This is a genomic window from Janthinobacterium sp. NFX145 (assembly GCF_049810325.1).
GTDB classification, from domain to species: domain Bacteria; phylum Pseudomonadota; class Gammaproteobacteria; order Burkholderiales; family Burkholderiaceae_D; genus Janthinobacterium; species Janthinobacterium rivuli.
In genome coordinates this window covers 6,371,711-6,384,447 of record NZ_CP187360.1, presented here as the reverse complement: position 1 = coordinate 6,384,447, position 12,737 = coordinate 6,371,711, and the positions used below count along the sequence as shown (strand labels likewise).

The 12,737-nt window shown below is 63.9% G+C and carries 17 protein-coding genes and 1 tRNA gene; 14 read left to right on the top strand and 4 right to left on the bottom strand.

The features are described 5' to 3' along the window. Position 1 precedes the first annotated feature (1 nt). Complete coding sequence (locus ACPJXG_RS28725; protein ID WP_425253016.1) at positions 2-925, top strand: hydroxymethylglutaryl-CoA lyase; 924 nt, start codon at positions 2-4, stop codon at positions 923-925. Between the two features lie 170 nt (positions 926-1,095). Here the strand turns inward: ACPJXG_RS28725 and ACPJXG_RS28720 are convergent. Beyond that, a tRNA-Pro gene (locus ACPJXG_RS28720) sits at positions 1,096-1,172 on the bottom strand. 205 nt (positions 1,173-1,377) lie between these two features. On the opposite strand from ACPJXG_RS28720, the gene ACPJXG_RS28715 reads away from it, so the two are divergent. From ACPJXG_RS28715 to ACPJXG_RS28705, 3 genes are all read left to right on the top strand, one after another. After that, positions 1,378-1,977, top strand: a complete 600-nt coding sequence (locus ACPJXG_RS28715; protein ID WP_035823235.1) for a hypothetical protein — start codon at positions 1,378-1,380, stop codon at positions 1,975-1,977. A 63-nt stretch (positions 1,978-2,040) separates the two neighbouring features. After that, positions 2,041-2,652, top strand: coding sequence for a nucleotidyltransferase domain-containing protein (locus ACPJXG_RS28710; protein WP_235211769.1), 612 nt, complete (start codon positions 2,041-2,043; stop codon positions 2,650-2,652). Then, positions 2,591-3,028, top strand: a complete 438-nt coding sequence (locus tag ACPJXG_RS28705) for a hypothetical protein (RefSeq protein ID WP_035823239.1) — start codon at positions 2,591-2,593, stop codon at positions 3,026-3,028. Before ACPJXG_RS28710 ends, ACPJXG_RS28705 begins: the two co-directional genes overlap by 62 nt. An 8-nt stretch (positions 3,029-3,036) precedes the next feature. Here the strand turns inward: ACPJXG_RS28705 and rsmI are convergent, their stop codons facing one another. Further along, a complete protein-coding gene (rsmI, locus tag ACPJXG_RS28700; protein WP_070303149.1) occupies positions 3,037-3,945 on the bottom strand; it encodes a 16S rRNA (cytidine(1402)-2'-O)-methyltransferase in 909 nt (302 codons plus the stop codon). Between the two features lie 165 nt (positions 3,946-4,110). On the opposite strand from rsmI, the gene ACPJXG_RS28695 reads away from it, so the two are divergent. From ACPJXG_RS28695 to ACPJXG_RS28665, 7 genes are all read left to right on the top strand, one after another. Beyond that, positions 4,111-5,328, top strand: a complete 1,218-nt coding sequence (locus tag ACPJXG_RS28695; protein ID WP_425253015.1) for a penicillin-binding protein activator — start codon at positions 4,111-4,113, stop codon at positions 5,326-5,328. A gap of 9 nt (positions 5,329-5,337) precedes the next feature. Beyond that, complete coding sequence (locus ACPJXG_RS28690; RefSeq protein ID WP_425253014.1) at positions 5,338-5,697, top strand: YraN family protein; 360 nt, start codon at positions 5,338-5,340, stop codon at positions 5,695-5,697. A gap of 57 nt (positions 5,698-5,754) precedes the next feature. Beyond that, a complete protein-coding gene (locus tag ACPJXG_RS28685; protein WP_034752465.1) occupies positions 5,755-6,351 on the top strand; it encodes a phosphoheptose isomerase in 597 nt (198 codons plus the stop codon). Beyond that, on the top strand, positions 6,344-7,030 hold the full coding sequence (locus ACPJXG_RS28680) for a BON domain-containing protein (RefSeq protein ID WP_051959223.1): 687 nt from the start codon (positions 6,344-6,346) through the stop codon (positions 7,028-7,030). The genes ACPJXG_RS28685 and ACPJXG_RS28680 overlap by 8 nt, the downstream gene beginning before the upstream one ends. A gap of 82 nt (positions 7,031-7,112) precedes the next feature. After that, positions 7,113-7,634: a TlpA disulfide reductase family protein gene (locus tag ACPJXG_RS28675; protein ID WP_425253013.1), complete on the top strand. Its 522-nt coding sequence runs from the start codon at positions 7,113-7,115 to the stop codon at positions 7,632-7,634. 85 nt (positions 7,635-7,719) lie between these two features. Next, complete coding sequence (locus tag ACPJXG_RS28670; protein WP_035823247.1) at positions 7,720-8,310, top strand: sigma-70 family RNA polymerase sigma factor; 591 nt, start codon at positions 7,720-7,722, stop codon at positions 8,308-8,310. Further along, positions 8,307-9,002 (top strand): anti-sigma factor, encoded by a 696-nt coding sequence (locus tag ACPJXG_RS28665; protein WP_425253012.1) that lies wholly within the window; start codon positions 8,307-8,309, stop codon positions 9,000-9,002. The genes ACPJXG_RS28670 and ACPJXG_RS28665 overlap by 4 nt, the downstream gene beginning before the upstream one ends. 46 nt (positions 9,003-9,048) lie before the next feature. Here the strand turns inward: ACPJXG_RS28665 and ACPJXG_RS28660 are convergent, their stop codons facing one another. Together ACPJXG_RS28660 and ACPJXG_RS28655 are read right to left on the bottom strand one after the other, a co-directional pair. Next, complete coding sequence (locus ACPJXG_RS28660; RefSeq protein WP_034752471.1) at positions 9,049-9,471, bottom strand: PaaI family thioesterase; 423 nt, start codon at positions 9,469-9,471, stop codon at positions 9,049-9,051. A gap of 84 nt (positions 9,472-9,555) precedes the next feature. Further along, entirely contained in the window at positions 9,556-10,713 is a 1,158-nt protein-coding gene (locus ACPJXG_RS28655; RefSeq protein WP_425253011.1) for a PepSY-associated TM helix domain-containing protein, read from the bottom strand. A gap of 220 nt (positions 10,714-10,933) precedes the next feature. Here ACPJXG_RS28655 and ACPJXG_RS28650 point away from each other — a divergent pair, with 220 nt between their 5' ends. The 3 genes from ACPJXG_RS28650 (at position 10,934) to ACPJXG_RS28640 (ending at position 12,704) form a co-directional block, all read left to right on the top strand. Continuing rightward, positions 10,934-11,479: a YbhB/YbcL family Raf kinase inhibitor-like protein gene (locus ACPJXG_RS28650; protein ID WP_425253010.1), complete on the top strand. Its 546-nt coding sequence runs from the start codon at positions 10,934-10,936 to the stop codon at positions 11,477-11,479. Continuing rightward, positions 11,469-12,290, top strand: a complete 822-nt coding sequence (locus tag ACPJXG_RS28645) for a helix-turn-helix transcriptional regulator (RefSeq protein ID WP_425253009.1) — start codon at positions 11,469-11,471, stop codon at positions 12,288-12,290. The genes ACPJXG_RS28650 and ACPJXG_RS28645 overlap by 11 nt, the downstream gene beginning before the upstream one ends. 69 nt (positions 12,291-12,359) lie before the next feature. Further along, positions 12,360-12,704, top strand: coding sequence for a hypothetical protein (locus ACPJXG_RS28640; protein ID WP_425253008.1), 345 nt, complete (start codon positions 12,360-12,362; stop codon positions 12,702-12,704). Positions 12,705-12,737: the final 33 nt, after the last annotated feature.

Sequence of the window (12,737 nt, the reverse complement as noted above, 5' to 3'; positions counted from 1 at the left end):
AATGAATGCTCAAGCTAGTTTGCCCAAGCAGGTCAAGATCGTCGAAGTGGGTCCGCGCGACGGCCTGCAAAACGAGAAGGAAACCATCAGCGCCGCCGTCAAGATCGAGCTGGTAGACCGCCTGACCCTGGCCGGCTTCGCCAACATCGAAGCAGCGTCGTTCGTGTCGCCGAAATGGGTGCCGCAGATGGCCACCAGCGCGGAAGTGATGGACAAGATCGCACGCCGCCCCGGCACGATTTATTCCGCGCTGACGCCGAACATGCAGGGTTTCGAGGCGGCACTGGCGGCGAAGGCCGATGAAGTGGTGATCTTCGGTTCCGCGTCGGAGGCCTTCTCGCAAAAGAACATCAACTGCTCGATCGCCGAATCGATCGCCCGCTTCGAAGGCGTGGCGAAGGCGGCCAAACAGCACGGCCTACGCCTGCGCGGCAGCATCAGCTGCGCCTTCGGCTGCCCCTACCAGGGAGACGTGCCGCTCGACGCCGTGGCCGACGTGGTGGGCCGCATGCGCGACCTCGGTTGCGACGAGATCGACATCGCCGACACCATCGGCGTGGCCACGCCGCGCAAAACGCAGGCGGTGATGGAGCGCGCCATTGCCGCCTTCCACGTAGGCGGCCTGTCCGGCCACTTCCACGATACCTACGGCCAGGCGCTGGCGAATATCTACGCCAGCCTGGAAACGGGCATCGCGATTTATCACTCGTCCGTCTCGGGCCTGGGCGGCTGCCCCTACGCCAAGGGTGCCACTGGCAACGTGGCGACCGAAGACGTGCTGTACATGATGCAAGGGCTGGGGATTGCCACCGGCATCGACCTCGACCTGGTGGTCGACGCGGGCCAGTTCATCTCGCAGCAACTGGGACGCAAGGGTTCCAGCCGGGCGGGCAACGCCATCGCGGCGAAACGCGCCGCTGTTTGAGGTAGGTCGGATTAGCGTGGCAACGCCACGCGTAATCCGACAATATTGTTGGCATTGCGGTGTTGTCGGGTTACGCGCTGCGCGCTAACCCGACCTACCCCGACCGACGTGAACTGTACAGACGAAAAAAAACCCAAGAGCCGAAACTCTTGAGTTTTTTTCTACAAATTTGGTCGGAGTACAAGGATTCGAACCTTGGACCCCCTGGTCCCAAACCAGGTGCGCTACCGGGCTGCGCCACACTCCGAAGACCAAGATAATACAGGCCGTATCGACTTCGGTCAAGGGTCAGGTGAAACTCTATGTAAATTATTTACGGGCGGCACTGGAACCCATGTATTTTTCAAAACGATTGAAGTATGCGACACTGGCTTGGCAAGTTTTCCCGATCAGACATGAAGGCGACAACGGCAATGGAGTTCAGGATAGAAAGAAACGACGGTGGCCGGCCCATGCCGAACCGCCGCGGCATCGTGCTGGGCATCGCCGTGTCCTTGCTGCTGCATGGCGCCTTGATCACTCTGTGGCGCCACGTGCAGCCGGCCGCGCGGATGGACACGGCCCCGCGCGTGGAATCGATCGCCGTGTGGATACGTCCGCTGGCCGCCAAGCCTCCCCCGCCCCCGCCGCCCGTCGAAGTCGCCAAGCCGAAGCGCGAACCCAAGCCCATCAGTAAGCCTAAACTCGCCACTGTCCGGGAAACGCCGCCGGCCGCCACGGCGCCAGCATCGAGCCCGCAAGCCATCACGGTGGTGCCGGCATCACCGGCCACGCCAGCGGCCAGCGCCGATACCATCACGCAAGAGACGCCAAAGTTCGACATGGACGCGGCCAGAAGGACGGCGCGCAAGATGGCCGGCGAGCGCGACCCGTCCAAGGTGGGTACGGCCGTGGGGCAAATCCCCGACAAGCCGCTGCAAACGGAAACCCAGCTGGCGCGCGACATCGCGCAAGGCAAGCGCGGCGACTGCCGCACTGCCTACTCAGGCGCAGGCTTGCTGGCGCCCGTGATGATGTTGCTGGACAAGAAGGATAGCGGCTGCAAGTGGTGAAGAAGATTGACTATACCCATATTGGGTACTAACATACCCAATATGGGTATCTATGCAGACACATTGTTTTCCAAGACACAGCAACGCGTGCTGGCCTTGCTCTTTGGCCAGGCGCAACGCTCTTTCTATGCGAATGAAATCATCGCCTTCGCGGCCATCGGTTCGGGTGCAGTGCAACGCGAGCTGACCAAGCTGGTGAAATCGGCCCTGGTCACGGTGAAAAAGGTGGGCAACCAGAAGCATTACCAGGCGAATCACGATGCGCCGATATTCGACGAGCTGCGCAGCATCGTACTGAAAACCTTCGGCGTGGCCGATGTGCTGCGCGTTGCGCTGCAGTCGCACTGGCAGGAAATCGACTTGGCTTTCGTGTATGGTTCCATGGCCAAGGGCACGGAACAGGCGCACAGCGATATCGACCTGATGGTGATCGGCAGCATGGCATCAAACGCCCAGTTACTGACGGCCTTGCAGCCAGTGCAGCAGCAACTGGGGCGCAGCATCAACCCGACCTTGTACACGCCAGAAGAATGGCGGCAGAGAATAGACGAGGGCAAGTCGTTCGTCGTGCGCATCCTCGAACAGCCCAAGATTTTTGTCAAAGGGGGCGACGATGAATTCATCAAGCTCGCAAGCGCTGGCGAATCTGGCGCGCATCGGCCAGCTCAAGGCTGAGCCACCCGACGCACGCGAACGGGCCGGCTTGCTGCGCTCGGCCACCGTGCGCCTGCGTGACGCCAGACAGGTGATACTGTCGCTGGAAAGCCGCTTCGACCTGGCGTATAACGCGGCGCATGCGGCCGCCTTGTCTGCGCTGCGCCAACATGGTTATCGCAGCGACAACCGCTATCTCGTTTTCCAGAGTCTGGAACACACCTTGGGTTTCACGCCACAGCAGTGGCTACTATTAAGCCAGGCGCACAAGAAGCGCAACCTGGCCGAATACGAAGGCGAGCTCGATGTCACGGCAGGCTTTGTCGATGAGCTGATTGAACACGTGGAGCTGCTGCTCGCAGCAGCGCTAGCGCTCGATGTCAGGCCACCAGCCTGACTTCTTCTTTATTCCTGCCCCTTCAACTGCAACGCCCTTTCATACAGGGCATTCTTCTTGCGCCCCGTGATCTGCGCCGTCAAGTTCGCCGCCTGCTTGACGCTGCACTCGGCCAATAAAATGTTCAGGATGCGCTCCGCTTCCACGTCTTCCGCGTCCTGCGCTTGCGTGGCGCCTTCCAGCAGGACGACGAACTCGCCCTTTTCGCGGTGCGCATCGGCGCGTATCCACGCCTCCGCTTCGGACAGGGGGCAGCGGTGGATTTCCTCGAACAGTTTCGTCAATTCGCGCGCGAACACCACCTGGCGCGTCGGCTCGAACGCTTCCACCAGGGCCGTGGCGCAGTCGAGGATGCGGTGCGGCGCCTCATAAAACACCATGGTCGCCGTCACGCCGCGCAGGCTGTGCAGCATGTTTTCGCGCTGCTTGGCTTTCGCCGGCAGGAAGCCGACAAAGTAAAACTGGTCATTCAACAGGCCGCTGGCGGAAATGGCGGTAATCGCCGCCGACGGGCCGGGCAGGGGCAGCACGCGCAGGCCGGCCGCGCGCACGGCGTCGACGATGCGCGCGCCGGGGTCGGACACGGCGGGCGTGCCCGCGTCGGACACGAGGGCGATGCGCTCGCCGGCGTGCAGGCGGGCAATCAGGGTCTGCGCCACTTCGCGTTCATTATGCTGATGCGCCGCAATCAGAGGCTTGTTCAAGCCAAAGCGCGTCAGCAGGTGCGCCGTGTTGCGCGTATCTTCACAGGCGACGGCGTCGGCAAGGCTCAGCAGATGCAGCGCGCGCAGGCTGATATCGGTCACATTGCCGATCGGCGTGGCCACTATATACAATGTTGCGATAGGATAGACCTGGTGCGCCGCCTCTGTCATGATGGGCAGGCTGGCGATGGAACTGATTTCTTGTACGGTCATTTTGGAGGTTAAATGCTTGCTAATAGTGTGAAGTTACTGCTTGTTTGTGCCGCGACCGGCATGCTGAGCGCTTGCAGCACGCCTTGCGACGCGCCCGGGCAATTGTGCGCGCCTATTGAATCTAACACAAGGGCGCTGCCGCCTCCGAAGCCGCTGCCACTGCCCGTGCCGCCCAAGCCTCCCGCGCCCGAACCGGTGACGTTTGCCGTGGCCGTGCCCGATATTACCGCGTATGACGGCAACGGCGCGCCGCTGGCGCCCATCACCACCAAGCCGGCCACCGGCACGCCACTCGACATGCCGGCCGCCACGGCGCCGGCGCCGTCCGACGGCAAGGTCCACCACATCGGCCTGCTGCTGCCGCTGCGCTCGGCGTCCCTGGGACCGGCCGCCGAACTGCTGCGCGCCGGCTTCATGGCCGCCTACGAGCGCGACCGCAGCGGCTTTGAAGTGACGGTGATCGATACGGGCGACGGCAGCAGCGACGTGCTGAACAAGTTTGCGCAAGCGCAAGAAGAACAGGACATCGTCGTCGGGCCTTTGTCGCGCTCGGCCGTCACGGCCGTGGCGAACAGCGATCTGGTGCGCAAACCAACGATCGCCCTGAACCACCCGGACAACCGCGGCGAAGCGCGTCTGCCGGCCAAGCTGCTGGTGATGGGCCTGTCGATTGAGGCGGAAGCGCGCCAGGTTGCCGCCTGGGCCGCCAGCGAACAGCCGGGCGCCAGCGCGCTGGTCCTGTCGGCCGGCTCGCCCTCGCAGCGCCGCATCAGCGCCGCCTTCAAGCAGGAATGGCTGCGCCAGGGCGGCAAGATCGAGACGATGGACTTGACGGCGACGAATGGCTACCTGAGCGATGCCGAGCTGGTGCAGCTGCGCGCGCGCCTGGCCGCCACGCCGCCGGGTCTGCTGTTTGCCGCGCTCGACGCCGACCAGGCGCGCCAGCTGCGCGTGGCCATCGGCAGCGATTTACCGCTGTATGGCACCTCATCCCTGAATCCCGGCACGGGACGCGGCGCCAGCGGACCTGAGCTCGACGGTGCGCGCCTGCTGGACTTGCCATGGCAGGTGCAGCGCGACCATCCGCAAGTGATGGTGTATCCACAGCCCGAGCAACCTGCCGAACGCCGGCTGACGGCCGACATGGAACGCCTGTACGCGCTGGGCATCGATGCCTTCCGCGTGGCGCGCGAAGTGGCGCTGCGGCCGAACGCGCCATTTACCCTCGATGGCGTGACGGGTCGCCTGGCCGTGCGCTTTGAGGATAATCAAAGCGTGTTCGAACGCACGGAGCAAGCCGCCACCTACCAGCAGGGCGTGCTGGGCACCTGGCCGCCGGCCGCGCCGGCGCCGGTGCCTGTCTCTGTGCCGCCGGCCCAATAAGGACTCGCCATGCCACCCCTGCCTTTCCAGAATAAACAGGCACGGGGACGGCAAGGGGAAGACGATGCGCTCGCGTATCTGCTGCTGCAAGGCCTGGTACTGCTAGAACGCAACTATCTGTGCAAGGGCGGCGAGCTGGACCTGATCATGCGCGATGGCGCCTCGGTCGTCTTCGTCGAAGTGCGGCTGCGCAGCAGTGCGGCCTTCGGCGGCGCCCTGGCCAGCATCACGCCAGCCAAGCAGCGGCGCATGGTGATGGCGGCGCAAACCTGGCTGCTGAGGCAAAAAAACATGCCGCCGTGCCGCTTCAACGCGCTGGCCATCGATGGCGGACGCATCAGCTGGCTGAAGAACATCCTCGATATGTAAGCATTTTTAACAGTGCTTGTCCGCCATGCCGCGCGCCTGCACTATAATCGGCAGACTATGAATAATCAACGCATCCTCTCGCACTTCCACGAAAGTGCCGAACTCAAGATCCAGGCCGCCACCGTACTGGCGCAACCGATTGCGCAGGCGATCGACCTGATGTTTTATGCATTGTCCAACGGCAACAAGATCCTCGCCTGCGGCAACGGCGGTTCCGCCGCCGACTGCCAGCATTTCGCAGCCGAACTGGTCGGGCGCTTCGAACGCGAACGCTTTCCGCTGCCGGCCTTGGCGCTGACGACGGATACGTCGATCCTGACGGCCGTGGCGAACGACTACAGCTACCGCGAGATTTTCTCGAAGCAGGTGCAGGCCTTCGGCCAGGCCGGCGACATCTTGCTGGCCATCTCCACGTCGGGCAATTCGGCCAATGTGATGGCGGCCGTGGAAGCGGCGCTCGAGCGCGAAATGCGCGTCGTGGCGCTGACGGGCAAGGACGGCGGCGCCATCGGCAAGATGCTGACGGACGCCGACGTGCATATCTGCGTGCCGGCCGAGCGCACGGCGCGCATCCAGGAAGTCCATCTGACCACCATACATTGCATCTGCGACGGCATCGACGTCGCGCTATTCGGAGGAGACGTGAATGACTAAATTCGGTACTGGCCCAGGCTGGAAACGCGTACAACGCCCGCTGGCCACCGCACTGCTGTGCGGCGCCATGCTCACCTCGCTCACCGGCTGCATCGAATTGATGGTCGGCGGCGCGGTGATGGGCGGCGTGGCCGCAGCGGACCGCCGCACCCTGGGCGCCCAGACCGAAGACAAGTCGATCGCCCTCAAAGGCGAGTCGCGCATCCCCTCCATCACCGGCGACGTGGGCCATGTGAACGTCACCAGCTTCAACCGCCGCGTCCTGCTGACGGGCGAAGTGCGCGACGAAGCGATGAAAAATGCCGTCGAGCGCGAAGTGCGCAATATCGAGGGCGTGGAATCGGTGGCCAATGAATTGATCATCGCCGGTCCGGCCAGCTACACCTCGCGCTCGAACGACGCGCTGATCACCACCAAGGTCAAGGCCAGCCTGGTCGACATGAAAACCATCTCGGCCGCCTCGTTCAAGGTCGTCACCGAGAACGCCACCGTCTTCCTGATGGGCAGAGTCACCCAGCGCGAAGGCACGGTCGCGGCCGACGTGGCGCGCGGCGTGGGCGGCGTGCAGAAAGTGGTCAAGCTGTTCGACTACATTTCGGAAGCGGAACTGAAGCAATTGCAGCCCGACCCGCCGCAGCAGCGCACGACGAACACGGTCAGCGACACGGTGCAGCAGTAAGCGCCTCCTCCGTTTGACCTACGGCTTTGATGCGGCGATACGGCTATAATGGCCGCATCACCGCGCTTTTCAAATGAAAACCATGTCAACTTCGCCATCCGCAAGCAAGTCCTGGGTCAAGCCAGCCCTGATCGCCGTCTTCGTGGCGGGCGTGGCGGCAGCCGCTTATCTGTCGCTCAATGACAAGCAAAGCGCGCCGGATGTGACCTTCCACGGCATCCATGGCGAAAAAATCACCTCGGCCAGCTTGCGCGGCAAGGTCGTGATGGTCAATTTCTGGGCCACCTCGTGCACCACCTGCGTGGCGGAAATGCCGGACATGGTCGACACCTACAACAAGTACAAGGGACAGGGACTGGAATTCGTGGCCGTGGCCATGAAATACGATCCGGCCAACTATGTGCTGAACTTCGCCGAAACGCGCCAGCTGCCGTTCAAGGTGGCGCTCGACGTGACGGGCGAGGCGGCCAAGGCCTATGGCGACGTGGCCCTCACGCCCACCACCTTCGTGCTCGACAAGCAGGGCAATATCCTCAAGCGCTACGTGGGCAAGCCGGAATTCGCCGAGCTGCACAAGTTGCTGGAATCGGCCATCGCGGGATAACACGGCACAAAACCTTGTTGCCAAGTGTTGCCAAACCGTTATAACCTTCCCAGGCGTGACCCCAATCCCCTTGTGAAGGCCAGCCGTGTCCCTAGCCGCTCAATCGCTCGACCCGCAACAACTGAAAACCTGGCTGCTCGCCGCCGGCAACAAGGACGCCACCGCGTTCCGTCAGCTATATAACTCCACCTCATCGAAACTGTTTGGCTTCGCGCTGCGTATATTGCATAAGCAAGAGCTCGCTGAAGAAGCCTTGCAAGAGGGGTTCGTCGCCATCTGGAACAACGCCGCCACTTACCAGAGCCATCTGGCGGCGCCGATGACCTGGATGGCCACCATCGTGCGCAACAAGGCGTTCGATGTGCTGCGGCGCAGCGACGATACCGTGGAAATCGATGCCGAACAGTTTGATAGCGAAGTCATGAATGCACTCCGAGACCCCCAGGCCACGCCGATCGAGTCACTGCAACTGAGCGGTGACGCCAAGGCGCTGGCGTTTTGCATGTCGGCCCTGGAAGGGCTGCACCGGCAGGTGGTCGCCCTGGCGTTCTATCATGACCTGTCGCACAGCGAAGTGGCGCAGCAGATGTCGCTGCCGATCGGCACCGTGAAGACCTGGATACGCCGCAGCCTGGAACGGCTGCGCACGTGTCTGGCGAAACGGGAGGCATCATGAATATCCGCGGCAATGACACCCTGCGCCAGAAACTGGCGTCCGAATACGTGCTGGGCACCCTGAAAGGGGGCGCGCGGCGGCGTTTCGAAGGCTGGCTGCACAATGACGCCGATTTGCGCAATATCACGGCCGAATGGCGCCAGCGCCTGGAACCGATGGCGGAATTCGCCACGCCCGTGACGCCGCCCAAGCGCGTGTGGCAGCAGATCGAGCAGCGCCTGCACCTGAAGCCGCAGGGCGGCTGGTCCTTGTTCCGCGATTCGCTGTCGTTCTGGCGTTCGCTGGGCATGGCGTCGAGCGCCATCGCCGCCTTGCTGGTGATCGTCGTGGCCACGCGCGTGATGGACGCGCCGCAAATCAGCTATGTGGCCAGCCTGACGGACGAGAAAGCGCAAACGGCCCTGCTGCTGACGGCCGACAGCCGCCACGGCGCGCTCGAGGTGCGCATGGTGGGCAACGCGCCCGTGCCTGCTGATCGCGACCTGGAACTGTGGGCCGTGCCGAAGAGCGGCAACCCGCGCTCCCTGGGCTTATTGGCCGACAAGGGCAACGTGAAACTGGCCCTGTCCCAGCGCGCCATCGGCAACGACGTGGCCTTGCTGGCCGTTACCCTGGAGCCGAAAGGCGGTTCGCCGGATCCGAACGGACCGACGGGACCGATTCTCTACAAGGGTAACTGGGTGAGGCTGTAGTGGAATGTCGGGTTACGCAGCGCTGCTGCTAACCCGACCTACCGGCTTACTTTGGATACAGAATCATCTGCGTGCAGCGGAACAGGGCAATCGTCTTGCCCGTTTCCTTGCTTTTCACCACGGCATCCCACACTTGCGTGTTGCGGCCCTTGTGCTCGACCTTGGCCGTGCAGGTAAGCGTGCCTTCGCGGGCCGTGCCCAGGTGGTTCGATTTCAGCTCGATGGTCGTGAAATTGCTCGCGCCTTCGGGCAGGTTGACGATGCAGCCATAGCCGGACGCCGTATCGGCCAGGGTCACCACGCTGCCCGCGTGCAGGTAGCCGTTCGGCGCCAGCAAGTGCGGCAGCACGGGCAATTCCGCCGTCAGCTGGCCGTCGCCCACTTCCGTGATGACGATGCCCAGGTGGCCGGGCAGGCGGCCGGTGCCGCGTTCATTCAACATTGCTACGGTGATGTCGGGATTGCTCATGCTGGTCCTTGTGCGGGTGAATCCGTGATACGCCGGAAAATACTATGATGATAGCAACTTTTCCCGCACCGGTCTGGCGGCCGCCTATTTCCGGCCGCGCCGCCGTTTCCACCACACCAGTGTCCCCGTCAGCAGGAACAGCAAGGGCATCAAACCGAAGACGGTAATGAAGGCGCGCCCGGCCACGCCGAACGCCTGGCCCGAATGCAGGGGGAATTGCCAGCCCAGGAAGACGTCTCCGGCCGGCGCCCGCAAGGGGTCGCGTATGCGCAGGGGCAAGCCGCTGCGCGCGTCGAGGGTAATGCGCGTGGCGCCGTCGCCCTCGGCGATTTCACCGGGCTGGCGCACGCGCACGTCATATGGCTGGTCCTTTTTCGCCGGCAGCACGATGCGCGACACGCGCGCCTGCGGATACAGCTGTTGCGCGGCGGCCATGGCCTGGCCCGCATCGAGCAGCTCGCCATCCTGCTGCAGATTTTTCAGTTTGGCCTTGTCCGGCGCCGTCGAGACGAGCTCCACCAGCGGCACGATCAATTGCGGTAAATTGAAATAGATGCCGGAAAAAGCGAGCACGGCCAGCACGGGCGCGGCAAAGAAGCCGGCCGCCTTGTGAAACGTGTAATTGAAACGGGGCCAGGAACCGCCATGCGACACCGTCAACGCGCGCTTGACCGCCACCCACTGCAGGCGCGGCCACCACAGATAAATGCCGCTCAAGGCCATCAGCAACAGCATCACGCCCGAGATACCGGTAATCGTCTTGCCCACCTCACCGGACAACACATAGCGGTGCAAATGAAACATGCCGGACATCAACAGCGGACGCGTGAGGCCGAAACGCCCCCAGTCGCGCTCGCCTTTGACTTGCAAGGTGTAGGGGTCGACCATCACCTGGCGCACGATGGCCTGGCTGAAGGGGGACGGTTTGTCCGCCTGGCGGTACGAGGCCACGTACACGTCGCGCGCATCGGCGGGCGGATTGAGCTGGGCCGGCTTGCCGTAGGCGGGGTCGGCAGCGAGTCCGTCCACCACCGCTTGCACCGTGCGCGGCGTCACCTGGAACACCTGGCCGGGCGCGGGCGTGCTCGCCTGCAACAAGGTCGGATTCAGATACGCGTCGAGTTCCGGCATCCAGGCGATGGCGGACCCCGTCAAGCCCAGCAAAACAAACAGGGCGCCAAACCACAGGCCCGCATACAGGTGCAGCTTGGCGAACAACCACTTGATCGGGCGTTTGGACATGGGGAGGCGACTCGGGGAAATTGGGCTGCAGAACGATAGCATGAAAGCTCCGCAGTGAAAATCATGCGCAGGAAGGAAGCGGCAAACGCAACAACACGCTCATGGGAACATTGAAATCAGGTGAAAACGAGCGTTTCGGCACCATCAGCGAGCGCATCGGCATCGCGGGTAACTGTTGCACGACATACACTTTCCCCTATACTTCATCGAAAGGAAAACCATGATCACCTCCCGCCTCCTCGCCGCCATGCTGGGTCTCGCTTTGCACCTGGGCGCCCACGCCGCCGACTTTACCGTCACCAGCACCGACATCGCCCCTGGCCAGACTCTGGCGCCGGCGCAAGTGTTCCAGGGCTTCGGCTGCACGGGCGGCAACCTGTCGCCGCAATTGTCATGGCACGGCGCGCCGGCCGGCACCAACAGCTACGCCATCACCCTGTACGACCCGGACGCGCCCACGGGCAGCGGCTGGTGGCACTGGAGCGTGTTTAACTTGCCAGTGTCCACCACGTCCTTGCCTGCGGGAACGACGGCGGCCACCTTGCCCACAGGCGCCATGCAAGGACGCAACGATTACGGCGACAGCGCCTACGGCGGCGCCTGCCCGCCACCGGGCGACAAGGCGCACCGCTACCAGATCACCGTGTGGGCGCTGAAAACGGACAAGTTGCCGCTGGACCAGCACGCCAGCGGTGCCATGCTTGGCTACATGCTCAACGCCAACGCGCTGGGCAAGGCGCAGCTGACGGGACTGTATGGCCGATGAGATGGACGCGGTGGCTCTGAGCGAACTGCGCATCGCCCACGGCACCATCGAGGCGCGCCGCGCACAAACCCTGCGCCGCGTGCCCGTCTTCCAGAGCGCCCTGTGCCGCGTGCGGCAGGGAACGAAGCTGCTGGAATGGGGCGCTCGCCAGGCGCGTGCCGGCACGCACGACGTGGTGCTGATGCCGGCGGGACAGGAATTGGGCGTGGCCAACCTGCCCGGCGCGCAAGGCTATCGGGCTGAAGTGCTGAGTTTTTCACCGGCCCTGATCGCCCGTTTTCGTGCGCGCCATGGCGGCCTCGTCGACGCCCAGCTGCGCCAGGCGGCCACGGCCAGCCTGTGCGTGCCGCTCGACGTGCACGCGGCACTGGCCTGGGACCAGCTGATGGCCAGCCTGGCGAGTAGCGCACCGCCCGCGCTGCTGGCGCAACAGGCGGAAGGCTTGCTGCTGGCCCTGGCCCTGGGCGGCCATTGCGGCCCCTTGCTGCTGGACCGCCGCGATCCGCTGGCCGCGCGCGTGCAGCAAGTGCTGCTGCTGGACCCGGGTGCGGACTGGAGCGTGGCCAAAGTTGCCAGCCATCTGCACCTGGGCGCGTCCACCCTGCGCCGCCAGCTGGCCCTGGAACAGCGGCATTTCCGCGCCATTCTGGAAGACGTGCGCCTGGGACTGGCCTTGCAGGAATTGCAATCTGGCATCTTACCCATCAGCGACATCGCGGCCGCCTGCGGCTACGCCTCGCCCTCGCGCTTCGCGGCCCGTTTCCGCCAGCACTATGGCCTGTCGCCGCGCGCACTGCGCGCCACCCTGTAAGGTCCTCTCACCGCAATCGAATTGCAACAAGCGCTGACAACGGGGCGATTTTCTTGCTACTATGCGCCCATGTCTTCCCGCCAGCCCACCCGCAAGCTTGCTCATCACGGTGCCGCCGCCCTCGCGCGCACGCCGTGGCGGCTGTGCGTGGCGCTGTTCAGTGCGCTGGCCCTCGTGTTCCTGCTGTCGACGGCCGCCTCGCACCTGCACAAGACCACCCTCGACACGGAAGAGTGCGCGCTGTGCGCCACGGCCATCGACAAGGTGGCCGACATTGCCGTGCCGCCGGCCATCGCCGAGCCGCCCGCCCAGTTATTGCCGTACCGCTTGCTGGCCATCGCGCCCGCCACCCTGGCGCCCGTCGCCACCCTGATCCTGCCGCCCGTGCGCGGTCCGCCTGCCGCCTCACTGTAGTTCCCACGCTGTTTTTCCTTTTTCAGGCTGCCC